The following is a 24699-nucleotide window of genomic DNA, read 5'->3' as shown; positions in this document are numbered from 1 at the left end:
AGAAAAAATGGGGTTGAAAAAATGAAAGTTGTGAAATTCGGCGGAAGTTCTTTGGCCTCCGCAGTCCAGTTAATCAAAACATTGCAGATTATTAAAGATGACCCGAAGAGGAAATTTGTTGTCGTCTCTGCTCCGGGGAAACGTGATGAGTCAGATGTCAAAGTGACAGACTTGCTTATTGAGTATGGCAATGCTTTTATTGAAAAGCAGCCGCTTGAAGAAATCCAAAATAAGATTATTCAACGGTTTACTGAGATAACAGATGAGTTGGAAATACAAGACGTACAAAAGACCATTTCAGAGAACATCTTAGCTTTGGCTGATTTGGAAGAAGAGGACCCGGCAAGAATCATGGATGCCTTTAAGGCAAGCGGCGAAAATAATAATGCGATTTTGTATGCCAGTTTTTTGAAAAAAAACGGGCTGAATGCTTCCTATGTGAATCCTAAAGATGCCGGAATTATTGTCACCAACGAGCCGGGGAATGCGATGATTTTACCGGAAGCTTATGATGAGATCGTCAAGCTCCGTGACCGGGAAGGTATTTCAGTTATTCCGGGATTTTTCGGCTATACGAAGGACGGCAAAATTTGCACCTTCTCACGAGGAGGGTCTGATATTACCGGTTCTATTATTGCAGCAGGCGTGATGGCAGATTTATATGAGAACTTTACAGACGTTGATGCGATTTTTTCTGCTCATCCCGGCATTGTCCGTCAGCCTCGTGAAGTAAAAGAACTGACCTTTAGAGAAATGCGTGAGTTAAGTTATTCTGGCTTTGGTGTTTTTCATGACGAAGCATTGTTCCCGGTTTTTCGGGCAGATATTCCCGTCATCATTAAAAATACGAATAATCCAGAGGCTCCCGGCACCAAAATCAGCACGACTAGAAAAGTTAATGGACTTCCAGTAGTCGGCATTGCGGGAGATAGAGGATTTTGCAGTTTATATTTAAGCAAGTATTTGATGAACAGAGAAGTTGGCTTCGGGCGCAGAGTATTGAATATTTTAGAAGATTTTAATATCAATTTTGAGCATATGCCTTCTGGGATTGATGATATTTCTGTTATTTTCAGAGAAAATCAGCTGGCACCTGAAGATGAAGACAAGTTATTGACTCGTCTGAAGGAAGAATTGGCTTTAGATGAAATTACTATCAAACACGATTTAGCCATGCTGGCAATCGTAGGTGAAGGAATGAAGAGTGCGATTGGTGTCGCCGCTCGTGCCACACAGTCCTTTGCGGATGCAGATATCAACCTTGAAATGATCAGTCAGGGAAATTCTGAAGTGACCATGCTGTTTTGTATTGAAGAACGCTACTTGAATCGGGGAATCCGAGCGATTTATGATGCTTATTTTAAGTAAAAGAATAAAAACAGGGTGAGAACATTTACGTTCTCACCCTGTTTTGTCATTTAGCGGATATTTAAAATGTTTTCTACGGTTTGCTGCATCTCTTTTGTTTTGATTGACGTCTGATGGCGAACAGGTGCCTGACGAATATCCAAGACAGGTTCAGGAATATCGCTGTGGGCAAGTTCAGCCAGATTATCCACCAAGTCATCTTCGACGTTAGTCAGTTTGTCTGGAGCGATGGCATGGACTACTGCTTCAGGAAACTTAAACGGACTGGCAGTGGAGACAATTACTGTTTTCAGAGTGTCTGCAGTTGCTTCATGGTAAGTGTCGGCAGCCTTGACAGCTACAGCTGTGTGAGGATCAATCACGTAGCCAGATGCCTCATAAACTTGTTTGATTGCTGCAGAAACTTCCTCTTCCTCAGCATAATCACTGTAAAAATCCGCCAGTTTTTGTTTCATATCTGCGGACAATTCATACGTTCCTTTTTCTTCAAGGTCAGTCATCAGCTTGACCGTATCTTGCGAGGAATCACCCGTTAAGTAATAAACCAAGCGCTCTAAGTTGCTGGAAATCAAAATATCCATTGACGGACTATTGGTGACAAAGAATGGCCGGTTTTTGTCATAAAAACCTTTCTTGAAAAAGTCTGTCAAGACATTATTTTTATTTGAAGCGCAAATGAGTCGGGAGATAGGAACGCCGATTTCTTTTGCATAGTAAGCGGCTAAGATGTTTCCAAAATTACCTGTGGGGACAGAAAAATTAATCTCTTCACCAATAGCAATTTCTTTTGCTGCTACTAGTTGGGCATAGGCATACACATAGTAAACGATTTGCGGGACCAATCTCCCCACATTGATCGAATTAGCCGATGAAAAGACCATGCCTTGGGAAGCCAGTCTGTTTTTCAAGGAAAGGTGGTTAAACATTTCTTTGACCGTTCGCTGGGCGTCGTCAAAATTACCGTCGATACTCACCACATAGGTATTGTCTCCTTTTTGGGTTAGCATCTGTTTCTCCTGAAAACTGCTGACGCCGTTTTTAGGATAAAAAACAATAATTTTAGTTCCTGGAACGTCTGCAAAGCCAGCCATTGCCGCCTTACCCGTATCTCCTGAGGTTGCCGTCAAAATGACGATTTCTTTGTCCATTTGATTTTTAGCTGCCGCTGTGGTCAGCAAATAAGGCAGGATGGAAAGAGCCATATCTTTGAACGCTAAGGTTTGTCCATGGAACAACTCCAAGAAATAGCGGTCCCCCTGTTTTGCCAAGGGAGCGATTTTTTTTGTGGCAAACTTATCGTCATAGGCTGAATAGATACAATGCCGCAATTCCTCTTCGGAAAAATCCGTCAAAAATTCTTTTAAAATAGTATAAGCGACTTCTTGATAAGTCATCGTTGCCAATTCTTTAAAATCTAACGTCAGCTCAGGCAATGTTTCCGGAATAAATAACCCGCCCTCATCTGACAGTCCTTGCAGAATAGCTTGAGATGCGGTGACTTTTTTATTTTTATCTCTGGTACTGGTGTACATTATATTCATGTTGTTAACCTCCAACAAAACTTTTTTCTTCACATTATCAGTCATTATATCATTTTTTCTCTGAAAATAAATTTCTTTTTCTCATTTTATTTTAATCAGGTACATAACAGATATTTTCTAATGAAAAGAGGTTAAAGTTTTTTAGCTAAGTTCGTGTCAGTCTTGCTGCTAATTAAAAATCAGAGATACTATTACTTGAAGAAAATTCACTGGTGGGTTGGCTTTTTTGCTCTGGATATGGGATGCACGTATTAAGTGCTTGAAAAAAATGGTATAAAGAGAGAGAGTAAAAGTAGAAAAAGTTAAGAGGGTGAAAAAATGTTGATTTCCAAAAATATTGTTAAGTACAGAAAGGAAAATAATTTGACACAAAACGATTTGGCGAATGAATTGAATATCTCTCGTCAATCAGTGTCAAAATGGGAAAATGGAGAAACGGTCCCAAGTATCGATAATCTCATACGACTAAGCGGTATCTTGAATATTTCTTTAGATGAATTGATTACAGGAGAATCCTATTTGTCTTTTCCTTTTGATTATGGACGTCCAAAAAACAAAGTCCCGTTTATCTTGCTGTTGTGCGGGGTCCTTGTTTCCGCCCTTTCGATGGGGTCCTTAGGCTGGCTGGCAGGAGTTTTTACGGGGCTGATTATCTATTTATTTATAACCACATTATCTTTTTATGATTTTAGACGTTATTATAATTACTGGACGCTGAACCAAAAGAAACTTGTCTATCCTGTCGGGCAAACAGATACAGTATTGGATAATATTGTTTTGCCGCTGATCGGTTTTTTGGGCATCAGGAAAGTGAAAGAGCTTGCCTATGCCGATATGAAATCTGTTGAATTGGTTTTGGATAAATATCAATTCAATCCTAATAAAAGTGCTGTGATGGGGTCGCTTTTCAAATATTATCTGCCCCGTCAGATGCGTTTCGCCAATGAACCGTTTTATTTGAAAATCACGAGCATTGCCAATGAAGTGATTTGTTTAGATGTGAGTTTCTACTATTTGTATTATACAAGGACCTCAAAAGAGCGTATCTATCTGGCGCCAGTGCTATTATTTTTTAAAAGAAAACCCTTGGTGTTTATTGATAAAGACGATCTTTTGCCGCTCATTGAGGAAAAGAAAAATGTCTTCGATTACAAAGATGGCTATGATGAGCGGAATGATTCCGCTAAAGGCTGATTAGGTTAAGAAGTATTTTTTAGCACAAAGAGCAAGAAAAACTCTTTGACATTTCCTGATTATATATTATGATAATAAAGGAAAAATCATTCGTTTTTGAAATATCTGTAGACAAAATGTTGGCAGGGTGTGCCCTGTTCCTTAGCTGCGGATTTCAAACACTAAACGATCGACAATCGTACTTTTTATAAAATATATGGAATAATGGAGATGTATAATGTTAGAAACTAAAAGTATCGCACTGACCAGACAGCAAAGAACTGGCAGGTGGTGGACACCCTTTTTCTGGGGAATTATGTTGATGATCGCCCAGTCTCTGCTTGTTATGGCAGCGGCATTTGTTTTCGGCCTGCTCTATGTTTTTTTCAAAGGCCCCCTTCCGAATCAAGCTGATTTTTTATCTTCAAACATTTTTTTCATGCTGAATTTATTATCTTTTTCAGTTTTGGCAGGAGTGACCCTCTTGTTTTGTAAGAAAGTAGAGAAAAGGTCTGTCCAATCCCTAGGCTTTTTTAAAGACCGCTTTGTTTTTCATTATACGGCTGGTTTGGGCATCGGTTTTTTGGAGATACTGTTGGTGGTTTTCGGCTGTTTGATGCTGGGCAGTTTGTCTATCAAGGTAAATGACGCTATTAACTGGGGAATGATTGTATTACTGTTTCTAGGGTTTGCTGTTCAGGGATGGACCGAAGAGGTGCTTTGTCGTGGATTCATAATGAATGCTATTGCCAGTAAAAAAGGTGTTTGGTTCGGCATTATCGGCAACTCCTTGTTTTTCTCTTTTCTCCACGGTATGAATCCCGGAATCACTGTTTTGGCATTGGTTAATCTTTTTATTTTCGGTGTGATGTTTTCTTTATTATTTTATTTCAGTGATAATATCTGGTTTGTAGGGGCTGCCCATAGTGTTTGGAATTTCATGCTGGGTCCAGTGTTGGGAATTGAAGTGAGCGGGCAAAAAATTTCCGCATCTATTTTCATCACAGAACTCTCTGAGGGCAAAGACTTGATCAATGGGGGAAGCTTTGGTCTAGAAGGCGGTCTGGTTTGTACCGTGGTCGGTCTTGGTATTTGCGGCGTGTTGTATTATTTGATTAAAAAAAGGGCGGACAATAATCACAAAGACGGACGCTTGTTTCAAAATTAGTGTTGCTGCCATTGCCTGATAGCTGCATCAGTGTCAGCTTAGGGTATCGCTGCAGTGACAGTAAAATCACTATATTAATGAATGTTAGCGTGAAGGGAAGCCTCTTGAAAGGGAGCTTCCCTTCTTTACTTTTAAGCCAATCTTTGTTTAAATTAAAAGAATGGAGGGGGAGAGTTGTTTTGTTGAAACGTTTTTTCAGCTATTATAAACCGTATAAAAAATTATTTATGTTAGATTTCACTTGTGCCATTATTGCTGCCGGTCTTGAGTTGGCTTTTCCAATCGTTGTCAATCGTGTGATCGATGAGATTCTTCCTCAGGAGAACTGGCGTCTGATTGTTGTGGCTTGCCTGTCGCTATTATTTCTGTACGTGGTGAATACTCTCTTGCAGTATGTGGTAGTTTATTTTGGCCATATGCTAGGGGTAAATATCGAAACAGACATGCGCAGAGAATTATTTGGTCATCTGGAAAGCCAATCTTTTGAATATTTTGATGAAAGCAAGACGGGAAAATTGATCAGCCGTTTAACAACAGATTTATTTGAAATTTCTGAAGTTGCCCATCATGGGCCGGAAGATGTCTTTATCACGATTATGACAATCATCGGTTCTTTTATCCTTATGATGAGAATCCATGTCCAGCTTGCTCTGGCAACGTTTATCATGGTGCCTTTTATCACCTTAGCGTTAGTTTTCTTCAATAAAAAGATGACTAAGATTAATACAGAAATTTACCACAGACTGGGAGAGTTTAATGCAGGAATTGAAGCTTCTGTCAGCGGGATTCGAGTGGTTCAGGCTTTTGCTAACGAAGCATTTGAAGAAAAGCGTTTTGAAGGTCTCAATCAAGGATACCGTAAAATCAAACTGGCTTTTTATAAGATGATGGCAGTCAGTTCTTCTTATAATTATTTATTGATTCGTTTTATTAGTTTGTTTGCGCTGATTTTTGGTTCTTACTACGTCTTGAGAGGGGATATTACCACAGGACAATTTGTTGGTTTTATTTTGCTGTCTAATGTATTTGTCAGACCGATTGAAAAAGTCAACACAATGATTGAGAGCTATCCAAAAGGAATTGCCGGATTTAAACGTCTCACTGAAGAACTAGACCGAAAGCCTTCCATCAAGGATCATGCAGGAGCAGTAGCATTGCGTCCTGTCCGCGGTGATATCGCGTATCAGGGAGTTTCCTTTGCTTATGCAGACGGAACAGAAGTTTTAAATAATGTCTCACTGACGATAAAGGCGGGGGAAACGGTTGCCTTCGTGGGACCGAGCGGTGCGGGAAAGACCACTTTGACCAATTTGGTTCCGCGGTTTTATGAAATCACTGGAGGCCAGCTGACCATAGACGGGCAGGATATTCGAGACGTAACCTTGCATTCCTTGCGCAGTCAAATCGGCATGGTTCAGCAAGACGTGTTTTTATTTCCCGGAACGATTAAGGAAAATGTTGCTTACGGAAGACTGGACGCAACAGACGAAGAAATCGAAGAAGCTGTGCGTTTGGCACATTTAGAGAAAGTTATCGACCAAATGCCGGAGGGAATAGAGACAATGATTGGGGAACGTGGCGTGAAGTTGTCAGGAGGGCAGAAACAACGGGTAGCTATTGCCCGTATGTTTTTAAAAAATCCGCCCATTCTTATTTTGGATGAAGCTACTTCCGCGCTTGACACAGAAACAGAACAGGTGATTCAAGAATCGCTGTTTTCTTTGTCAGAAGGACGGACAACCTTGATTATTGCTCATCGTTTGGCAACAATCAAATATGCTACACGGATTGTTGTGATCAGCGAAGAAGGCATCGAAGAAGAAGGCACTCATGATGAATTGATGGCTCTCGATGGGGCATATAAGAGTTTATATGATGCCCAGTTTTCCTAAAATTAATTTTTAAAATAAGCCTGTGGGCTAGTGTTGGTTGAAGCACTAGCCCACAGGCTTAAAGTTTATTTTAAAGCGAGGTTTATTTTTATTTGGTGCTGTTTTTGGTCTGCTTTTTTTATTGGACGGATAACTTTACACGGATTTCCGGCAGCGATGACATTTGCCGGGATGTCTTTGGTCACCACGCTCCCTGCACCAATAATACTGTTCTCGCCGATAGAGACACCTTGAAGAACACTAGTACCGCCTCCCAACCAGACTTTGTCGCCGATATGGATAGGTTTGGAGTAAACAATATTTAACTCCGTCCGTTCTATCGGATCCTCAGCATGATTGGCACCGTATAATCCCACTTTTGGACCGATGTAGACATTATCCCCGATGGTCACTTTATTGCAGTCAAGAATCACCATATCATGATTAATATAAACGTGATGGCCAATGGAGATATTAAAACCAAACTCGCAGAAAAAATTTGGTTCGATATAAACATCTGTACCCACATCGTTTAGTATGTTTTTTAAAATAGCTAGATCATACCGGTTTTCTGAATTCACCAAAAAATTATATCGCCGGCATTCTTTGATCGCGATATTTCTCAGCTTTGCTACTTCTGCGCCGGCATCATCATAAGGTGCACCGCTGTTTATCAGCGCTTTTACTTCCTCAATTGTCATAAAAGAAACTCCTTAAAGTTATTGTAAAGTTCTCAGTTGCTTCCCCATTAGCGAAGCTATTTTTTTAGTCTGTCAATCTTATAAGACACGCTCGAAAGGGTCTAGACTTATCCCCTGTGCCAAAATAATTTTTGCGTACTCTTGGGCAGCAAACAATGAATGATCTTTATAGTTTCCGCATTCTTTTGCTGTCACAGCAGGAATGGTTGTCGCCGTGATGATTTTTTCAAGAACTGTTTTTAAAGCGTTGCGGATATCTGTGATCTCGTGCTCGCCCCACATAATCATGTAAAAGCCAGTCCGGCAACCCATCGGAGAGATATCTATGATTCCGGTCAATTCATCACGCATCCAAGTTGCCAGCAGATGCTCAAACGAATGGACCGCTGCGGTCGGAAGAGCATCGGTATTCGGCTGCAGGAAACGCAAATCGTATTTTTGAATCTTCACGCCTTCCTGAGTCTCAGTACCGGCTAAACGAACGTAAGGTGCGATAACTTTATGATGGTCTAACAAAAAACTTTCTACTTGTGCCATGTGTTTACTTTCCCACTTTCTAGTTTTTAAGATGAGTTCACTATAGCAAGACTAAAAAACACTGTCAATCTAGGATTTACGGTCAAAAATTTAACCAGTCGGAAAGACAAGCTATTTTTACAAGAGTATGTTAAAATGTAATAGATAAATTTTAGGGCTGGCAATGAAAGATTTGGAAAGAAAGATGAAGGATTCAATGAACTGGTAAAAAGCTTTTGCGAAAATTAATTTCAGGTAACGGAAATTATTTTTTTGTAAATTGCTTTTTCCTTCGTTAGTTTAACGTTTTTTTCTTATGCATATTAAAGTTTATTAATATTTGAAGAGGTGAAGAATTTGAGTTCAATAAAAATCATCCCCTTCGGCGGTGTACGTGAAAACGGAAAAAACATGTACGTGGTCGAAGTAGAGGACGAGATTTACATTCTGGACTGCGGATTACAGTATCCAGAAAATGATTTATTAGGTATCGATGCGGTCATACCGGATTTTTCTTATTTAAAAGAAAATAAAGAGAAGATTATGGGAGTTTTTCTGACCCACGGACATGCAGATGGGGTAGGTGCACTGCCGTATTTATTGGAAGAAATCAGCATACCCGTCTTTGGGACACAGTTGACGGTCGAACTGGCTAAACTTTATACCACTGATTATCCGGCATCAAAAGAATTTAACGATTTCCATGTGGTGGATGAGTTTACTGAGATTGATTTTTCGAAAAGTACTGTCAGTTTTTTCCGGACGACACATACGATTCCTGATTCTGTTGGGATTGTGTTAAGCAGTACAGAAGGAAATATCGTTTATACTGGCGACTTTAAGTTTGACCACAGTGCCATTCCAATGTATCAAACAGATTTTTCTAGACTTGCAGAAATCGGCAAACAAGGTGTCTTTGCTTTGTTAAGCGATTCTTCCAGTGCGGAAAAACCGGCGCCGATAGCGTCTGAAAAGAAAATCGCTGAAGAAGTTTATGATACACTGCGTTATTGGGAAGGGCGTATTATCGTTGCTGCTGTGGCCAGTAATATCCAAAGAATTCAGCAAATTCTGGATGCTGCCCATCGTTCCCATCGGAAAGTACTGTTGACAGGTCGTGACTTAAACGACATCATCGATGTTGCTATCCGAATGAACAAGTTGAGACTGCCAAGTAAAGATTTGATTATTAAGTATCACGATGTGAAAAAATATGCTCCAGAAGAATTACTGATTTTAGAAACCGGACGGATGGGAGAGCCAATCAAGTCTTTGCAACGGATGGCTTCCGGTCGCGGTCGGGGACTAGCAATCGGCGAAGGGGATCTAGTTTATATTACGACAACTCCGTCCACAGCTATGGAAACGGAGATGGCAAAAACCGAGGATATGGTCTACCGGGCAGGCGGAACTGTCCGCACGATTTCGGATAATATTAAAGTTTCTGGTCACGCCAGTCCTGATGAATTGCAGTTGATGCTGAATCTGATGAAGCCGAAATATTTCATCCCTATTCAAGGAGAGTATCGGACTTTGGCAGCTCATGCCGACTTGGCTCATGAAGTGGGGATACCTTATAAAAATATCTTCCTCACTGGGCGCGGTGATATCTTAGAATTTGACGGACAACGGATGCACATGGCGGGAACAGTAGAAGCACAAAATATTATGGTCGATGGTATTGGCGTGGGAGACATTGGCAATATCGTTCTGCGAGATCGCCGTGTCTTATCAGAAGACGGTGTATTTATCGCAGTCACCACGATCAATCGGAAAACTAGAAAGATTGTTTCAAAACCGCAAATAACTTCCAGAGGATTTGTTTACGTCCGTGAAAGTCGGGAATTGTTGTCAGAAAGTGCTAAAATCGTCGAAAAAATTGTTGAAGAAAATTTAATTGACAATGATTTTGAATGGAGCAAACTGAAACAGAGCATACGGGACGAGTTGAGCCGTTACCTGTTTGAACAAACCAAACGCCGACCTGTAATTTTGCCGGTCATCATGGAGTCAAGTCAGAGAAGACGTCCATAGAACACCTAAGCTTATACACTTTTGTATAAGCTTTTTTTATTTATTTTTAATAAACTGTTGTGGTACACTTAGATGAAAACTGTTATACTTTTTTCATCAGATAAAATAAACTATTAACGTCGCAATATATATATGACTATGAAAGTTAAGGGAGAAAAAAGGAGGAAGGCTATGAGTACCAAGCATGATCAGATTTTAGCTTATGTTGAAAGTTTGCCGGTGGGGGAGCGGATTTCTGTTCGAGGTATCGCTAAAGATTTGAATGTCAGTGAAGGGACAGCCTATCGAGCGATCAAGGCGGCAGAAAATGATGGGTTAGTTTCTACAATCGAGCGTGTCGGTACGATTCGCATTGAACAAAAGAATCAGGGAACGATTGAAAAACTGACGTTTAATGAGTTGGTCAAAATCATTGAAGGCACTGTTTTGGGGGGAAGCGAAGGTCTGGACAAACCTTTGGTAAAATTTATCATTGGAGCCATGACGCCTGAGGCAATGGAACCTTATATCTCATCAGGCTCTCTCATGATTGTGGGGAATAGGAAAGAAGTTCAAGAATTGGCGCTGAGAAGAGAAGCTGCGGTGTTGGTGACAGGGGGGTTCTCGATTTCAGAAGAAACGAAGGAATTGGCTGACGAAGTAAAAATGCCGGTGCTGGGAACCTCTTACGATACATTTACTGTGGCGAGTTTAATCAATCGGGCCATTAGCGATCAAATGATACGTAAAGAAATATTGCTGGTGGGCGATATTTATACAAAATTGAGTTTGACTGACTACTTGTACCACACGGATACCGTTGCAGATTATGAAAAAAAATCGCTTGAAACCGGGCATTCTCGTTTTCCAGTGGTAAATAAAAATATGCGGGTCTTGGGCATCGTAACCTCTAAAGATGTAATCGGGCGCCAGGCAAAACAAGGCATCGAAAAAGTAATGACTAAAGAAACTAATAATGCCAAACTGCATATGAGCGTAGCCAGTGTGGGGCATTTAATGATTTGGGATGGATTGGAAATGATGCCAGTGGTTGAAGATGATTTGACATTGATTGGTATTATATCACGGAGAGATGTTATGCGAGCTATGCAGATGGCACAACGTCAGCCGCAAGTGGCAAATACGATCCCCGATCAAATCTCGGAATCAATCATTGAGGTGCATCCTGAAGACAAAAGTCATTTTATTTTAAGTGTTGTGATTTCACCGCAGATGGTGGATAATATTGGCACATTGTCTTACGGCGTATTGAGCGAGATCATCACCAGCTCGGTCAGACGCATGATGCATACACAGGAAAAAAGAAATATCGTTATTGAACAAGTATCCTTATACTATTTTAAAGTTATTCAAATAGAAAGCCAGATTGAGATTGTGCCCAAAATTTTAGAAATTGGACGTAGATCAGCAAAACTGGATGTAGAAGTTAAACTAGACAACACGATTGTTGCGAAAGCTATCGTCGTTTGTCAACTAATGGGCAAATCATAGGAAAGTAGGCAGGAAAATGATTCAAAGGGAAATTTTGGAGAAAATAAAAGCATATGAAACACTGATCATCCACCGACATGAACGGCCGGATCCAGATGCTTTAGGTTCTCAGTTGGGATTAGCAGCAATCTTGCGTGCGTCTTTTCCGGAAAAAACTATTTATTGTGTCGGAGATGAAGAGGAGTCCTTGAAGTATATGGGACAAATGGACAGTATTGCTGATGAAATCTATCAGGGAGCATTGGTCATTGTCACAGATACAGCCAATGCACCGAGAATTTCCGATAAACGTTATGGCTTAGGGGAATTGTTGATTAAAATAGATCATCATCCAAACGATGAGCCTTATGGGGATATCATGTGGGTTTTCACTGAAGCAAGCAGCTGCAGTGAGATAATTTATGACTTTTATAGGTTTTTTTCCGATGAGTTAGTCATGACCGACGAGGCTGCTAGACTTTTATATGCAGGTATCGTAGGTGACACAGGGAGATTTTTATATCCTTCAACCACCAGTCACACCTTAAAAGTAGCTTCTGAATTAAGAAAGTATGCATTTGATGCTGCATTAATCAATCGCCAAATTTCGGAAATTCCTTGGAAAGTAGCTAGATTAATGGGCTACATGCTGGAAAATATTGAATGTGATGACAACGGTGTTGCACGAGTGATCCTGCCTTATAGCTTACTGGAAAAATATAATGTTGCTGATGGAGATACTGCAGGATTGATTCCTGTCCCTGGAAATATCGACAAGGTTGTAATGTGGGCGTTGTTTGTGGAACAGGAAAAAGGCTTTTACCGTGTCAGGTTGCGGTCTAAGGGTCCCACAATCAATGGACTTGCCAGAGAACATCACGGCGGCGGTCATCCTTTGGCAAGCGGGGCTTCAGCCAGAGATTTGGCAGAGGTGGATGTGATTTACCAAAAGATGCGGAAGTTGGTTGCGAAAAGCAAACAATCTTAGAAATGATATCTTTTAGATGTTCAAAATCAGATTAAACTTTAATCTGTCCCTTCTATAAGATTTGAGAAACGTCAAAAGACAAAATTATAAAAAACCGGTAGAATGGTCTGAACCATTCTACCGGTTTTTAAGATTATACTTCCTCAAGTTTAGTACTGCTTTCTTCCCACGCTCCCATTACCATCATTTGCTTTTCTTCCAGTTCGTCAACTTTTTTTTGAAGATTAGCTAATTCAACATGGTCGGAAAGAACCTCGGGCGCGGTCATACGCTGATGAATATTTTCGATTTCTTTTTCGATTGTTTCCAACTGTTCTTCCGCACTGCGGACTTGCCGCTCAAGCTTCCTGATTTCTTTTTGTATTTCTTTGGAGCGATAAAATTCTTTTTGATTATTAGTTTGTGTATGTGTGCCTGCCGTTCCCTGAGCCCCGCTGATTTCCTCCGCTTTCAAGCGAGCCAATTCTTCCAGCTCTGCTTTTTTTGCTACATAATAGTCATAATCTCCTAAAAATTCTTGGGAACCTTTTTCGGATAATTCTACGACCTTGGTAGCAATACGGTTGATAAAATAGCGGTCGTGGGAAACGAACAAAATAGTCCCTTCAAATTCAATCAAAGCATTTTCTAATACTTCTTTGCTGTCAATATCCAGATGGTTTGTAGGCTCGTCCAATATCAGAAAATTATATTTTTCCATGGATAATTTAGCTAAGGCTAATCGTGCTTTTTCTCCGCCGCTTAAAAAAGGTACAGTCTTGCTGACATCGTCCCCGGAAAAAAGAAAGCTTCCTAAAATAGAACGAATATCTTTTTCTGGTGTGGTGGGATGTTCGTCCCATAATTCATGCAGCACTGTTTTGTTGGAGCGTAAGTTGCTTTGCTCCTGATCGTAGTAACCGGTCATAACATTCGTTCCGGTAGAAATCTGCCCTTCGATAAGCGGTTGTTCCTTTATGATGGATTTTAGCAAAGTTGATTTGCCGATACCATTTGGTCCAACGAGAGCAATCGCCTCTTGTCTGCGAATATTTAATTCAATAGGCTTTGCCAACACTTGACCATCGTAACCAATGGCTGCCTTTTCGACCTGTAAGACGTTATTACCTGATTGTTTTTCGATTGCAAAGTTAAAATGTGCAGATTTTTCATCTCCGGCTGGTTTTTCTAGTCTATCCATTTTCTCCAGCTGTTTACGCCTGCTTTGTGCTCGCTTGGTTGTACTTGCTCTGACGATATTTCGTGCCACAAAATCTTCTAATTTATGGATTTGTTCTTGCTGTTTTTCGTAAGCTTTCCATTCTGACATCAAACGCTGTTCTTTGATATCAAGATATTTTGTGTAGTTTCCTTTGTAGTAAGTCATCTGACTGCGACTTAATTCATAAACTTCTGTAATGATTTTATCTAAAAAATAGCGGTCGTGAGAAACGATGAGCAAGGCCCCACGATAATTTTGTAAATAATTTTCCAGCCATGAAAGAGTGTCGATATCCAAGTGATTCGTTGGTTCATCAAGAATCAGCAGTTGAGGACGTTCCAGTAATAATTTAGCCAATGCTAAACGAGTTTTTTGTCCCCCAGACAGACTGTTGACTTCACGCTGATAATAACTTTCGTCAAATTTAAAACCATTCAAAACGGTTTTGATTTCTGTTTCATACATATAACCATTTTGCAGCTGGAAATCATGCTGCAGCTGGTCATACTCTTTTAATTTTTTTTGAAACTCAGCGGAATCGTGATCTGAAGTATGGCGGCTGATATCAAGTTCTAATTGTCTGATGTTCTCTTCCATCTGGATAAGATGAGCAAAAGAGTCTCGCATCGCTTCCCAGATAGTCTTTTCAGAGGTGAATCCAGTATTTTGCGCCAGATAGCCAAGGGTCAGCCCGCGTATTTTAGTTACCTGACCTTCATCGGGGGACTCGATATTTGCTAAAATTTTTAATAAGGTGGACTTGCCGGCACCATTTCTTCCGACCAGGCCAATCCGACTATTATCTTTGACTTCGATTTGAATGTGTTGAAATAAAATGTCAGCTCCGAAGAAACGAGCAATATTGTTTCCTTGTAATAAAATCATAACGGTTTTCTCCTAAAAACATGATAAAGTAAGTCTATCATATCACGAATGGGATTGAGAAATGAAAAAAGCTTCAAAGTAAGTAGTTTTCAGTCAGAAAAATTGCACAAAGTAAAGATTTATTGTTATTATGTTAATGTGAGTAATAGAACAAGCCAATGTTAGAAAGGAATAAATGGAGTATGAAAAATAAACCGATTCCAAGGGCGACAGCTAAAAGGTTGCCTTTATATTATCGTTATTTGAAAGTTTTGTTTGATTCAGGGAAAACTAAGATATCCTCAACGGAGCTTAGTGAGGCAGTGAAGGTAGACAGTGCAACTATTCGGCGTGATTTTTCCTACTTTGGAGAATTAGGCAAACGTGGGTATGGTTACGACGTCGAAAGTCTGCTGGATTTTTTTGGACGCATGTTGACGGAAGACCGTCTAACCAACGTGGCGTTGATTGGGGTCGGAAATCTGGGAAGTGCGTTGCTCAAGTACGGCTTTCATCAGAATAACAACATTCGTATCAGTGCGGCTTTTGATGTAAAGGAAGATTTGGTCGGTCGGATCGTGGATGGTATTCCTGTTTATCCGATGGACGATATGGCAGAACAAATCAGGCAGCAGCAGATTGAAGTGGCAATTTTAACGATTCCTTCAGAAAATGCGCAAGATGTTGCTAATAAATTATATGAGGCAGGAATTCGGGGCATCATGAATTTTACCCGTGTGCGTTTGAACACTCCAAGTAATGTTCATGTTCAAAGTATCGACTTGACGAATGAACTGCAGACCTTGATTTATTTTTTAAATCATTATACTGATTAGAAAGCAGGTCAAAGGCTTGCTGATACACGACTTGAAACTCTTCTTATGACAAGAAGAGTTTTTTCTTTGTGTGATTTTTTGCTGAAACGTAGGATAATACTTGCAAAAATCTTCAAGAATGAGTATCATAATAAATGTGAGTTAGCACTTGAAGTTTAAGAGTGCTAAAAAAGAAAAATTGATGGAGGGATTTAAGTTGTTAAAACCATTAGGAGATCGTGTCATTATTGACGTAGCTCAAGAAGAAGAAGTAACAGCAGGAGGTTTGGTCTTGACCTCAGCTGCTAAAGAAAAACCACAAGTCGGGAAAGTGCTGGCTATTGGTGACGGTCGTACATTAGACAATGGAGAAAAATTACCGATGTCAGTTAAAGTCGGCGACCAAGTCATATTTGAAAAATATTCAGGTTCAGAGATTACTCACGCAGGTGAAGAATACCTGATCGTTCATGAAAAAGATATTATTGCAGTTGTAGAATAAAACTCGAAAGGAAGCGTAGAAGAAATGGCAAAAGATATAAAATTCAGCAGAGATGCGCGTGAAGCAATGGTAAGAGGGATTGACTCTCTTGCAGATGTGGTAAAAGTAACCTTAGGGCCAAAAGGTCGTAATGTGGTCTTAGAAAAATCATTTGGTTCACCTTTGATTACCAATGATGGTGTGACAATCGCTAAAGAAATCGAATTGGAAGACCATTTTGAGAATATGGGAGCACAATTAGTATCTGAAGTTGCTTCTAAAACAAATGATATTGCTGGAGACGGAACAACGACAGCCACAGTTTTAACAAGTGCTATCGTTCGCGAAGGCTTGAAAAACGTTACAGCTGGCGCTAACCCTGTAGGAATTCGTCGCGGAATTGAATTAGCAACAAAAGCGGCTGTAGAAGCTTTGTATGACATTTCTAAACAAGTAGAAACAAAAGAATCCATCGCTCAAGTAGCGGCAGTCTCTTCTGGTTCTGAAACAATCGGCGAGTACGTTTCGGATGCAATGGAAAAAGTCGGCAACGACGGTGTCATCACCATTGAAGAATCAAAGGGAATCGAAACTGAGCTTGATGTGGTAGAAGGTATGCAGTTTGACCGCGGCTACTTGTCTCAATACATGGTAACTGATAATGATAAGATGGAAGCAGTGTTGGATGATCCTTATATTTTGATCACAGACAAAAAAATATCTAACATTCAAGATATTTTGCCATTGCTAGAGCAAATTTTACAAGAAGGCAAACCGTTGTTGATTATTGCTGATGATGTGGACGGCGAAGCATTGCCAACACTAGTGTTAAATAAAATCCGCGGAACATTTAATGTAGCAGCAGTCAAAGCACCGGGATTTGGTGATCGTCGTAAAGCAATGCTAGAAGATATTGCTATCTTGACAGGCGGTACAGTTATCACTGAAGATTTAGGTTTAGAATTGAAAGATACTAAGATAGAGTCTCTGGGAACTGCGAAAAAAGTCGTGGTAGACAAAGACAACACAACTATCGTTGAAGGCGGCGGCACTACCGATGCAATTGCAGAGCGCGTAGCTTTGATCCGCTCTCAAGTAGCGGACACAACTTCTGATTTTGACCGTGAAAAACTGCAAGAACGTTTAGCAAAACTTTCAGGCGGTGTGGCTGTAATCAAAGTCGGTGCAGCAACTGAAACAGAATTGAAAGAATTGAAACTGCGTATTGAAGATGCTTTAAATGCGACTCGTGCGGCAGTAGAAGAAGGTATTGTTTCTGGCGGAGGAACAGCTTTGGTCAATGTTATTGATAAAGTAGCGGCTGTAGAAGCAGAAGGAGACGAATTGACAGGTGTGAACATCGTCTTGCGTGCTTTGGAAGAACCAGTTCGTCAAATCGCAGACAATGCAGGTGTAGAAGGTTCAGTGATTGTTGATAAGATGAAGAACGTTGAACCGGGAACAGGATTCAACGCTGCCACAGGCGAGTGGGTCAACATGATTGAAGCTGGTATCGTGGACCCTACAAAAGTCACACGTTCTGCCCTTCAAAATGCAGCAAGTGTTGCATCACTTATCTTGACAACAGAAGCTGTGATTGCTGACAAACCAGCACCTGAAGCTCCAGCAGGCGGAGCGCCAGGTATGGACCCTAATATGATGGGTATGATGTAAGAAACAGTCCACAGTAAAATATAAACTGAAACTTACAAAAAACTTGTAAGCTAAGAGACACAGGAAAAAAGACAACTACTGAAAGAAAAGTAGTTGTCTTTTTTTGTGGTAAACAAATTTTGAAATAAGAGTAATTTGTTTCTTAATCGACAGATGGCAACTTTGGCGTGGTTCTTTATGATATAAATATTTATAAAGGAACTGATTTGAGATAGTTGCTCAATAAAGTTTCAAATAATATTAAAACACTTCCGTAAAAATACTTCGGTTCGTAACGATCTTCTTGAAAGCCCTTGAATGTATTCGTGGTAATCGCAAGCGTTGAACTTTTATGTACAGTTGAAAGCGGATTTCCGGTAAAACTGATAAGGGTAAAATCATTTTTTCGAGCCATTGCGGCCAGCTCCTTAACACGGGTAGTCTCGCCTGACTCTGAAACAATAATCAAAAGAACATCGTCTTTTCGTTCAGGATGAAGCAGTTCTAAATGAGTATTCTTAATACTGCGAATACCGTTGAGGAGTAGGGCCTCGTTGATGTATTCAACTAGGATTTGGGAGAAACCCGAAGCTATCAGCATTATGGGTTTTTGCCGATAATTTTCTAAAATGGTATTGAATGCTTTTTGCTGACTCTCGGTGATGGGAGCGACACGAAAGCTGTCTGTTGTGTGTTGATTTTCTTCAATGCCGTCAGCCAGTGAATTTTCTTTTATTTTATAAATCAGCTCGCTATAACCGGATAAATTCATTTTTTTGGCTAACTTGATAATCGTTGAAGGAGAAGTGTAACACTGCTGAGCTGCTTCACGTATGGTCAAATTAGACAGAGAAGACTGATGGTCGTTTAAAAACGCCAAGATTATTTTTTCTGTCGGGGTAAATTCGAATTTATGGTGAAGGGTCTCTAGGTTCACAAAATCACATCCTGTCGTGTTTTATTTATTATATCAAAATTAGAAACAATGGAAAGAGGGAACATCATGACAAAAAAATTTATTAATGATCCATGGGCGAAGGCAAAAACTCGTAACGATTTACAAGCAGATGAGGTTATTTCTGCTTTGCAGAAGTCTATCCGCAGAGGGTTGACAAAGGAAGCTTGTGAATTTGCCTATGAATTATACATCACTGGGCCTCACTTTGAAGAAAAGTTATGGCGCAGACTGCTGGCGATTTCAGTAGAGGATATCGGTTTTGGTAATTTGGAAGCATCGATTTATTTGAATAATTTAAATCAAATGCGCCAAGAATTTTCTTATAATGAGTCTGATCGGGTCATGTATGTGTTCCATGCCATTCGGATTTTAACGGAGTCTGTAAAAGACCGTTCCACAGATTTGCTTAAAAACATCGTGATTAAAAGTTTTGCGATGGGATATGTGCCAGAGATTCCAGATTATGCCTTAGATAAACATACGGTCAGAGGGCAGGAAATGGGCCGGGACTCATTCCACTTTTTACATGAAGCAAGTAAAGTGGTACCGCAACTAGAAGTAGATAACGGCTATAAAGAAGAATATGAGAAAATTTTAGAAAAATATGATCCGGCTGATGTGGCAGAAAGTAATTTTCCGTTCAATCAGTATCAAGTATAATAATTGGAGGAGTTTAAAATGAATAGTGGTTTATTAGAAAAGTTAGACAGTATTCTAAGTCCGATTGGAAATAAATTTGGTAATCAAAGACATTTAAAAGCAATATCCTCGGGGATGATGTTTGGATTGCCGTTTATCGTTGTAGGGTCGCTGTTTTTGATTATTGCCAATCCTCCAATCAATATGGAACTTTATCATCCCCAAACTGCTAATGTGCTGATGAGGTTTCTAGCAAGCTGGAAGGAGTTTGCCATAGCTAACTACGATATCATTACTTTGCCTTACGAAATGACCATGGGGATTTTTTCATTGATTGCGGCGTTTGGGATAGGTTCTTCTTTAGCCGGCATTTATCAAATGAATAAAGAGACAAATGGTTTTATCGCTGTGGTCGTGTTTATGATGACTTCCGTAACATTAGTGGACGGACATATCAACAAGGAATATTTAGGAACAAATGGTTTATTTATGGCAATCATACTGTCGTTACTGGTCGTGGAAGTGAGCCGTTTGTTTGAAAACCCGAAATTTCAAATCAAAATGCCTGACACTGTGCCGCCGGCGATTACCTCCTTTGTTAATTCACTTTTGCCGTTGATTGTTAATATCATTATTTTTTATGGTTTGAGTATTATTATTTTTAGTGCCACAGGAAAAATTGTTCCGGCACTTTTGATGGATGTTCTGACACCGGCAGTATCAATCGCTAACAGTTTGTGGGGCTATATTGCTATTATCACCTTTGCCAATGTTTTGTGGCTATTAGGTATTAACGGTCCGTCTATTATTTTCCCCATCGTTTTCACATTGGGCATCACTAATACAGGATTGAATACAGAATTAGTAGAAGCTGGAAAACAGGCGATACATCCGATGAATCTGCAAATGTTCCGTATTGCCGTCATGGGAGGTGCAGGAGGCACTCTAGGATTATTAGTGTTGATGTTGCGCAGTAAAAAAGAACAAATCAAAGCTTTAGGAAAACTTTCAGCGATTCCTGCAATTTGCGGAATCAACGAGCCGATGATTTTTGGCGTGCCTTTAGTGTTCAACCCAGTGTTGGCAATCCCCTTTTTAATATCACCGATTGTTAATTTGCTTTTAACGTATTACGCACAGGTGCTGGGAATTATTTCCATGGGTTATTTGGTCGACCCTTCGTTTACACCATTTTTTGCACAGGCGTATTTATCTTCATTAGATTGGAGAAATGTGGTCTTTACTTTTGTGCTAGTGGCACTTAACACGGTCATTTATTACCCGTTCTTCAAAGTGTATGAAAAAAATGCCTAGAGTATTTCGTATGATTGATAGTTTAAACAAAAAGATGAAACGTATCATTGTTTCATCTTTTTGTTTTGCAAAGCAATCCGGGAAAAATTTAAAGCGTTTAGATAATTGTCAGATTCTTGGAAGAATAGCTTATTGTTAGTATCAAGGGGTGTTTTTCCATTTGCAGACAGAGGGAAAAAAAGATACACTCTTCTTAACAAGAAATATCAGACAAAAATGAGTAATCGAGGAGCAAATACAATGGAAGCAAGCAGAATCATTGAGGATTTACGAGCATTAGGTATAGAGGCGGAGGATACGATCATCGTTCACTCTTCTTACAACGCTTTGCAAGGAACAGGAACCATCAAAGGAGGACCGGCAGCAGTCATTGAAGCACTGAAAGAAACGGTAAAAAATGGCACATTGCTGCTGCCTGCGTTGAGTTATGAAAATGTTAGTGTTGAGAATCGAATATTCGATCTTGAAAACACACCATCTTGTATAGGTGTCTTACCTGAGTTTATGAGATTGTCAGAGGGCGTTTTCCGCAGTGTTCATCCCACACATAGTGTGACAGCGTGGGGAAAAGATGCCGAAGAGATCACTAAACATCACTTTAAGGATTTTTCCCCAGTCGGCCCTAATTCTCCCTTTAGAGAAGTTTATCGGCGGGAAGGTAAAATAGTAATGTTGGGCGCTCCTTTAGCAAGGAATACTAGTCTTCACGGGGTAGAGGAGATGATTCTCCCTGATTATTTATTTCGCGGCAATTTTGACTATGAAATCAGATTGCCGGATAATAAAGTCATGACGATGAATGTTTTGCGCCATGATTTTTCCGGTTATGAGCAGCGCTATGATCGGGTGTTGGATATTTTAGCAAAAGAGGATTATCAATGCGGCAAGGTTCTGCAAGGTACTTGTTGCGTGATGAATGCTAAGGCGGTTTGGGAAAAAGCTTTGGTAAAATATCAAGAGGATAGTCATTATTTTGTAGATAAACTGTAAAAATTTATAAATGAAAGAGGAAGAAAAATGTATATAGGTTTTGATATTGGTGGCACATCTATTAAATATGGCGTGCTGAATGAACAAGGCGAAATTATTGAGAAAGCAATGATCAGCACCAATCACGAAAAAGAATCTTTGCTTCAGGATTTAGCTAATATTACTAAAAAATATCAACAGCAATACCCTGACATCAAAGGAATCGGGGTGAGTGCTCCGGGAATTATTCAAAAAGATGGTTTTATGACAACGGCAGGAGCGATTCGGCCATTGTATGAGACGAATCTGAAAGAGGAAATAGAACAACGGACCGGATTGCCGACTGCGGTGGAAAATGATGCTAATGCTGCGGCGATTGCTGAGAAGTGGTTAGGAGCCGCTCAAGGAATTGATAATTACCTATGCATGGTGTTGGGAACAGGCGTGGGCGGAGGTATTGTTATCAATGGAGAAGTCTACCGCGGAGCACATGGTATGGCAGGCGAATTCGGCTACATGATGATCAATGAACTGCCGACAGCCGGAAATATAGAACATTCATCTCTTAATTTACGAGGAGCGGTTGTAGGTGGACTTAGTCGTTTATATAACGCTGCAAGGAAAAAAGAACACCCTGAGACTGAAGAGACTTTAGGCGCTAAAGAAATTTTCCAACGTGCGGAAGATGGTGAACCTTTGGCAGGACAAATTTTGGCGAGATATTATGAAGAGTTAGCGTCAGGTTTGTTAAGCTTGCTCAGTGCATTTGATCCCGAAGTTATTTTGATTGGCGGTGGGATCAGCGCTAATGAAGTATTTATGACAGGTTTGCAGGAAAAAACGCTGGAATTAGCAAAACGTCATGGCAGCATTTCCTTTTTGCTTGGCAAAACGATTGGAGAAATCAAACAGGCAAAATTAAAAAATGATGCAGGGATGATTGGTGCCGTTTATTTGGTGAAACAGCTGGTAGATTAGGAAGAAATTCTTTAAACTTTTATATTTGTGGATGATAAAATCAGGTTAAAAAAACAAAAAGCCATTTGTGGTACACTTAAATTGTGTTTCCAATCAAGAAAAATAAAGAAGCGTCCATGAATGGCTTATCAACATCTTACCTTAGCCGAAATCATAATGATTAAATTATATATTCTTCTTGGCGTTGAACCTGCTGAAATTATTAAACGATTGACAGGTACCATCTGAACAATTAACGATGAGGTCAATCAGTTTTAAATCAGACAGCTATTCGAAGAAGTAGGCGTATCCTCAAAATATCGTTGAACTATCAAACGTTCGCCGAAATATTTTTGAGCGACTTACAAGAGCAGCTGCCACTAACTTAATTTGCCAATTTAAAATCTAATAAAGACGGTCAAACTTTTTTAGCACGTATTTACAACGAATTCGAAAAAATCCAAGATACAGCTAGAGTGAATGTTTTAACTTAGGAAGCGGGACGGACTTTTCCGACTACACATAAATTTTGATGCAAACACAGGCTTTATCACGATAATATTTAAAAGGAGCTCTATCAATGAATAAATTCAAAGAAATCTATGCTGATTTGGAAAAGAAAATCCTAAGTGGTGAATACCCATCAAATACGTTGCTTCCTAGCGAAAAACAATTATCAGAAATGTATAACGTTTCTAGAGAGACCATAAGAAAAGCATTAAACCTCTTGATTAATACAGGTTTGATTCAAAAAAAACAAGGTAAAGGTTCCATCGTTTTAGATTTGAATCGTTTTGATTTTCCGATTTCTGGTCTTACCAGTTTCAAAGAATTGAAAGACAGCCAAAAAATTGATAGCGTGACAAAAGTTATTGAAATAAAAAAGGTGGCTGTATCGCCAACTCTAAGTGAAAAAACAGGGTGGCCGGTTGCTTCAGAAGCTTGGAAACTTGTAAGGACTAGAACAATTAATGGCGAACCAGCTATTATCGATATTGACTATTTGGACGCAAACATTGTTCCGGTTTTACCTGAAAAGAAAGTCTCTCAATCCCTATACGACTTTTTGGAAATAGACTTGGGACTTGAAATTTCATACGCGCAAAAAGAAATCACTGTTGAAAACGTCACAAAAGAAGTTCGAGACCTTCTCGAATTGACGTTAGATGATAATCATGTTGTAACAGTTAAAAGTCTAGTCTATCTCGCTGACACAAGCTGTTTTGAATACACAGAATCCATACACCGGTTAGATAAATTCCGCTTTGTTGATTTTGCCCGGAGAAGAAAAGTTTAAGGGCTTTAGAGAAGATTTCTCTAAAGCTCTTTTTAAGTTCATTGTGCTGTATGCCTGTTTCGTTGAATTTCCAATAGTTTGTCGATGTCTAAATCACAAAAACTATTGACGGAAATATCCACTCCAATTAATGGTTCATCTACTTCAATCCCTACGGCAAACATACCACAAGCTTTGATGCCATCAACCCCCGCCTGCGCATCTTCGAACCCGATAGCTTCCGTTGCTTCAATCCCAATTAATTGAGCGGCTCGGATAAAAATCTCAGGATGGGGCTTGCCTTTTGCTAGAGAGGCTGGATCAACGATAGCTTCGAAATAATCATTGACATCCAATTTTTCCAAAATAAGCGGTGCATTTTTTGAAGCAGAGGCAATGGCACAAGGAATATTTCTTTCTTGTGCGGCCATCAAGAATTCTTTTACTCCAGACAATAAATCATCAGGGCCAAGTCCTTGTAAAAGATTTAAATAATAAGCATTCTTTTCAGCAGCTAGTTGTTTTTTTTCATAAAGGGAGTATTCGTTTTCTTTATTGCCCAAAGCCAGAATCCTATCTAAAGAATCCATTCGGCTGATGCCTTTTAACTGTTCATTGAATTTCTCGTCAACTGTAATACCTAATTTTTCTCCCAAGTTTCTCCATGCCTCATAATGGTACTTTGCTGTATCTGTGATAACACCGTCTAAATCAAAAATAAATCCCTTCAAATTTTGCTCCT

At 39.8% G+C, this 24699-nt stretch carries 21 protein-coding genes; 15 read left to right on the top strand and 6 right to left on the bottom strand.

Going from position 1 to position 24699, the window contains the following annotated elements:
* The first annotated feature begins 21 nt into the window (after nt 1-21).
* Nucleotides 22-1368, top strand: a complete 1347-nt coding sequence (locus CBF29_RS02210) for an aspartate kinase (RefSeq protein ID WP_126806825.1) — start codon at nt 22-24, stop codon at nt 1366-1368.
* Nucleotides 1369-1418: 50 nt separating this feature from the next.
* Here CBF29_RS02210 and thrC read toward each other — a convergent pair whose 3' ends face one another.
* Nucleotides 1419-2909, bottom strand: coding sequence for a threonine synthase (gene thrC / locus CBF29_RS02205; protein ID WP_126806823.1), 1491 nt, complete (start codon nt 2907-2909; stop codon nt 1419-1421).
* A 318-nt stretch (nt 2910-3227) separates the two neighbouring features.
* Here thrC and CBF29_RS02200 point away from each other — a divergent pair, with 318 nt between their 5' ends.
* From CBF29_RS02200 to CBF29_RS02190, 3 genes are all read left to right on the top strand, one after another.
* Entirely contained in the window at nt 3228-4103 is an 876-nt protein-coding gene (locus tag CBF29_RS02200) for a helix-turn-helix domain-containing protein (protein WP_126806820.1), read from the top strand.
* A 217-nt stretch (nt 4104-4320) separates the two neighbouring features.
* Complete coding sequence (locus CBF29_RS02195; RefSeq protein WP_126806818.1) at nt 4321-5250, top strand: CPBP family intramembrane glutamic endopeptidase; 930 nt, start codon at nt 4321-4323, stop codon at nt 5248-5250.
* 179 nt (nt 5251-5429) lie between these two features.
* Complete coding sequence (locus CBF29_RS02190) at nt 5430-7142, top strand: ABC transporter ATP-binding protein (RefSeq protein ID WP_126806816.1); 1713 nt, start codon at nt 5430-5432, stop codon at nt 7140-7142.
* Between the two features lie 65 nt (nt 7143-7207).
* Here CBF29_RS02190 and CBF29_RS02185 read toward each other — a convergent pair whose 3' ends face one another.
* Together CBF29_RS02185 and CBF29_RS02180 are read right to left on the bottom strand one after the other, a co-directional pair.
* Entirely contained in the window at nt 7208-7822 is a 615-nt protein-coding gene (locus CBF29_RS02185) for a sugar O-acetyltransferase (protein ID WP_126806814.1), read from the bottom strand.
* A gap of 78 nt (nt 7823-7900) precedes the next feature.
* A complete protein-coding gene (locus CBF29_RS02180; RefSeq protein ID WP_126806812.1) occupies nt 7901-8359 on the bottom strand; it encodes an S-ribosylhomocysteine lyase in 459 nt (152 codons plus the stop codon).
* 336 nt (nt 8360-8695) lie between these two features.
* Between CBF29_RS02180 and CBF29_RS02175 the strand changes: the two genes are divergently transcribed.
* From CBF29_RS02175 to CBF29_RS02165, 3 genes are all read left to right on the top strand, one after another.
* Complete coding sequence (locus CBF29_RS02175; RefSeq protein WP_126806810.1) at nt 8696-10372, top strand: ribonuclease J; 1677 nt, start codon at nt 8696-8698, stop codon at nt 10370-10372.
* A gap of 171 nt (nt 10373-10543) precedes the next feature.
* On the top strand, nt 10544-11863 hold the full coding sequence (locus tag CBF29_RS02170; RefSeq protein ID WP_126806808.1) for a DRTGG domain-containing protein: 1320 nt from the start codon (nt 10544-10546) through the stop codon (nt 11861-11863).
* A 16-nt stretch (nt 11864-11879) separates the two neighbouring features.
* Nucleotides 11880-12830 carry a DHH family phosphoesterase gene (locus CBF29_RS02165; RefSeq protein ID WP_126806806.1) on the top strand — a complete coding sequence of 317 codons (951 nt, stop codon included), beginning with the start codon at nt 11880-11882 and terminating at the stop codon, nt 12828-12830.
* Between the two features lie 133 nt (nt 12831-12963).
* Here the strand turns inward: CBF29_RS02165 and abc-f are convergent, their stop codons facing one another.
* Nucleotides 12964-14916, bottom strand: coding sequence for a ribosomal protection-like ABC-F family protein (gene abc-f / locus CBF29_RS02160; RefSeq protein ID WP_126806804.1), 1953 nt, complete (start codon nt 14914-14916; stop codon nt 12964-12966).
* A gap of 182 nt (nt 14917-15098) precedes the next feature.
* Here abc-f and CBF29_RS02155 point away from each other — a divergent pair, with 182 nt between their 5' ends.
* The 3 genes from CBF29_RS02155 (at nt 15099) to groL (ending at nt 17865) form a co-directional block, all read left to right on the top strand.
* Complete coding sequence (locus tag CBF29_RS02155) at nt 15099-15731, top strand: redox-sensing transcriptional repressor Rex (protein WP_126806802.1); 633 nt, start codon at nt 15099-15101, stop codon at nt 15729-15731.
* A gap of 196 nt (nt 15732-15927) precedes the next feature.
* Nucleotides 15928-16212, top strand: coding sequence for a co-chaperone GroES (groES, locus tag CBF29_RS02150; RefSeq protein ID WP_126806800.1), 285 nt, complete (start codon nt 15928-15930; stop codon nt 16210-16212).
* 24 nt (nt 16213-16236) lie between these two features.
* The gene (groL, locus tag CBF29_RS02145) at nt 16237-17865 is read left to right on the top strand and encodes a chaperonin GroEL (protein WP_126806798.1); all 1629 of its coding nucleotides are present in this window, start codon (nt 16237-16239) and stop codon (nt 17863-17865) included.
* 190 nt (nt 17866-18055) lie between these two features.
* Here groL and CBF29_RS02140 read toward each other — a convergent pair whose 3' ends face one another.
* Nucleotides 18056-18781, bottom strand: a complete 726-nt coding sequence (locus tag CBF29_RS02140; protein ID WP_126806796.1) for a MurR/RpiR family transcriptional regulator — start codon at nt 18779-18781, stop codon at nt 18056-18058.
* A 63-nt stretch (nt 18782-18844) separates the two neighbouring features.
* On the opposite strand from CBF29_RS02140, the gene CBF29_RS02135 reads away from it, so the two are divergent.
* The 5 genes from CBF29_RS02135 (at nt 18845) to treR (ending at nt 23978) form a co-directional block, all read left to right on the top strand.
* Entirely contained in the window at nt 18845-19462 is a 618-nt protein-coding gene (locus CBF29_RS02135) for a hypothetical protein (RefSeq protein WP_126807090.1), read from the top strand.
* Nucleotides 19463-19480: 18 nt separating this feature from the next.
* Nucleotides 19481-20755, top strand: coding sequence for a PTS sugar transporter subunit IIC (locus tag CBF29_RS02130; protein ID WP_126806794.1), 1275 nt, complete (start codon nt 19481-19483; stop codon nt 20753-20755).
* Nucleotides 20756-20995: 240 nt separating this feature from the next.
* Nucleotides 20996-21745: an AAC(3) family N-acetyltransferase gene (locus CBF29_RS02125; RefSeq protein ID WP_126806792.1), complete on the top strand. Its 750-nt coding sequence runs from the start codon at nt 20996-20998 to the stop codon at nt 21743-21745.
* Between the two features lie 27 nt (nt 21746-21772).
* On the top strand, nt 21773-22702 hold the full coding sequence (locus tag CBF29_RS02120; protein WP_126806790.1) for an ROK family protein: 930 nt from the start codon (nt 21773-21775) through the stop codon (nt 22700-22702).
* A 559-nt stretch (nt 22703-23261) separates the two neighbouring features.
* Nucleotides 23262-23978 (top strand): trehalose operon repressor, encoded by a 717-nt coding sequence (treR, locus tag CBF29_RS02115; protein ID WP_126806787.1) that lies wholly within the window; start codon nt 23262-23264, stop codon nt 23976-23978.
* Nucleotides 23979-24016: 38 nt separating this feature from the next.
* Here the strand turns inward: treR and pgmB are convergent, their stop codons facing one another.
* Nucleotides 24017-24688, bottom strand: a complete 672-nt coding sequence (pgmB, locus tag CBF29_RS02110; protein ID WP_126806785.1) for a beta-phosphoglucomutase — start codon at nt 24686-24688, stop codon at nt 24017-24019.
* Nucleotides 24689-24699: the final 11 nt, after the last annotated feature.

This window comes from Vagococcus elongatus (assembly GCF_003987645.1).
In the GTDB taxonomy this organism is placed as follows: Bacteria; Bacillota; Bacilli; order Lactobacillales; family Vagococcaceae; genus Vagococcus_A; species Vagococcus_A elongatus.
The sequence above is the reverse complement of the archived record's forward strand: the minus strand, read 5'-3'. Positions and strand labels throughout refer to the sequence as shown.

What these genes read in the sequence shown, in the direction of transcription:
- CBF29_RS02210 (WP_126806825.1), top strand. Translation starts at nt 22, where the DNA reads ATGAAAGTTGTGAAATTCGGCGGAAGTTCTTTGGCCTCCGCAGTCCAG.
- thrC (WP_126806823.1), bottom strand. Translation starts at nt 2,909, where the DNA reads ATGAATATAATGTACACCAGTACCAGAGATAAAAATAAAAAAGTCACC.
- CBF29_RS02200 (WP_126806820.1), top strand. Translation starts at nt 3,228, where the DNA reads ATGTTGATTTCCAAAAATATTGTTAAGTACAGAAAGGAAAATAATTTG.
- CBF29_RS02195 (WP_126806818.1), top strand. Translation starts at nt 4,321, where the DNA reads ATGTTAGAAACTAAAAGTATCGCACTGACCAGACAGCAAAGAACTGGC.
- CBF29_RS02185 (WP_126806814.1), bottom strand. Translation starts at nt 7,822, where the DNA reads ATGACAATTGAGGAAGTAAAAGCGCTGATAAACAGCGGTGCACCTTAT.
- CBF29_RS02180 (WP_126806812.1), bottom strand. Translation starts at nt 8,359, where the DNA reads ATGGCACAAGTAGAAAGTTTTTTGTTAGACCATCATAAAGTTATCGCA.
- CBF29_RS02170 (WP_126806808.1), top strand. Translation starts at nt 10,544, where the DNA reads ATGAGTACCAAGCATGATCAGATTTTAGCTTATGTTGAAAGTTTGCCG.
- CBF29_RS02165 (WP_126806806.1), top strand. Translation starts at nt 11,880, where the DNA reads ATGATTCAAAGGGAAATTTTGGAGAAAATAAAAGCATATGAAACACTG.
- abc-f (WP_126806804.1), bottom strand. Translation starts at nt 14,916, where the DNA reads ATGATTTTATTACAAGGAAACAATATTGCTCGTTTCTTCGGAGCTGAC.
- CBF29_RS02155 (WP_126806802.1), top strand. Translation starts at nt 15,099, where the DNA reads ATGAAAAATAAACCGATTCCAAGGGCGACAGCTAAAAGGTTGCCTTTA.
- groL (WP_126806798.1), top strand. Translation starts at nt 16,237, where the DNA reads ATGGCAAAAGATATAAAATTCAGCAGAGATGCGCGTGAAGCAATGGTA.
- CBF29_RS02130 (WP_126806794.1), top strand. Translation starts at nt 19,481, where the DNA reads ATGAATAGTGGTTTATTAGAAAAGTTAGACAGTATTCTAAGTCCGATT.
- CBF29_RS02125 (WP_126806792.1), top strand. Translation starts at nt 20,996, where the DNA reads ATGGAAGCAAGCAGAATCATTGAGGATTTACGAGCATTAGGTATAGAG.
- CBF29_RS02120 (WP_126806790.1), top strand. Translation starts at nt 21,773, where the DNA reads ATGTATATAGGTTTTGATATTGGTGGCACATCTATTAAATATGGCGTG.
- treR (WP_126806787.1), top strand. Translation starts at nt 23,262, where the DNA reads ATGAATAAATTCAAAGAAATCTATGCTGATTTGGAAAAGAAAATCCTA.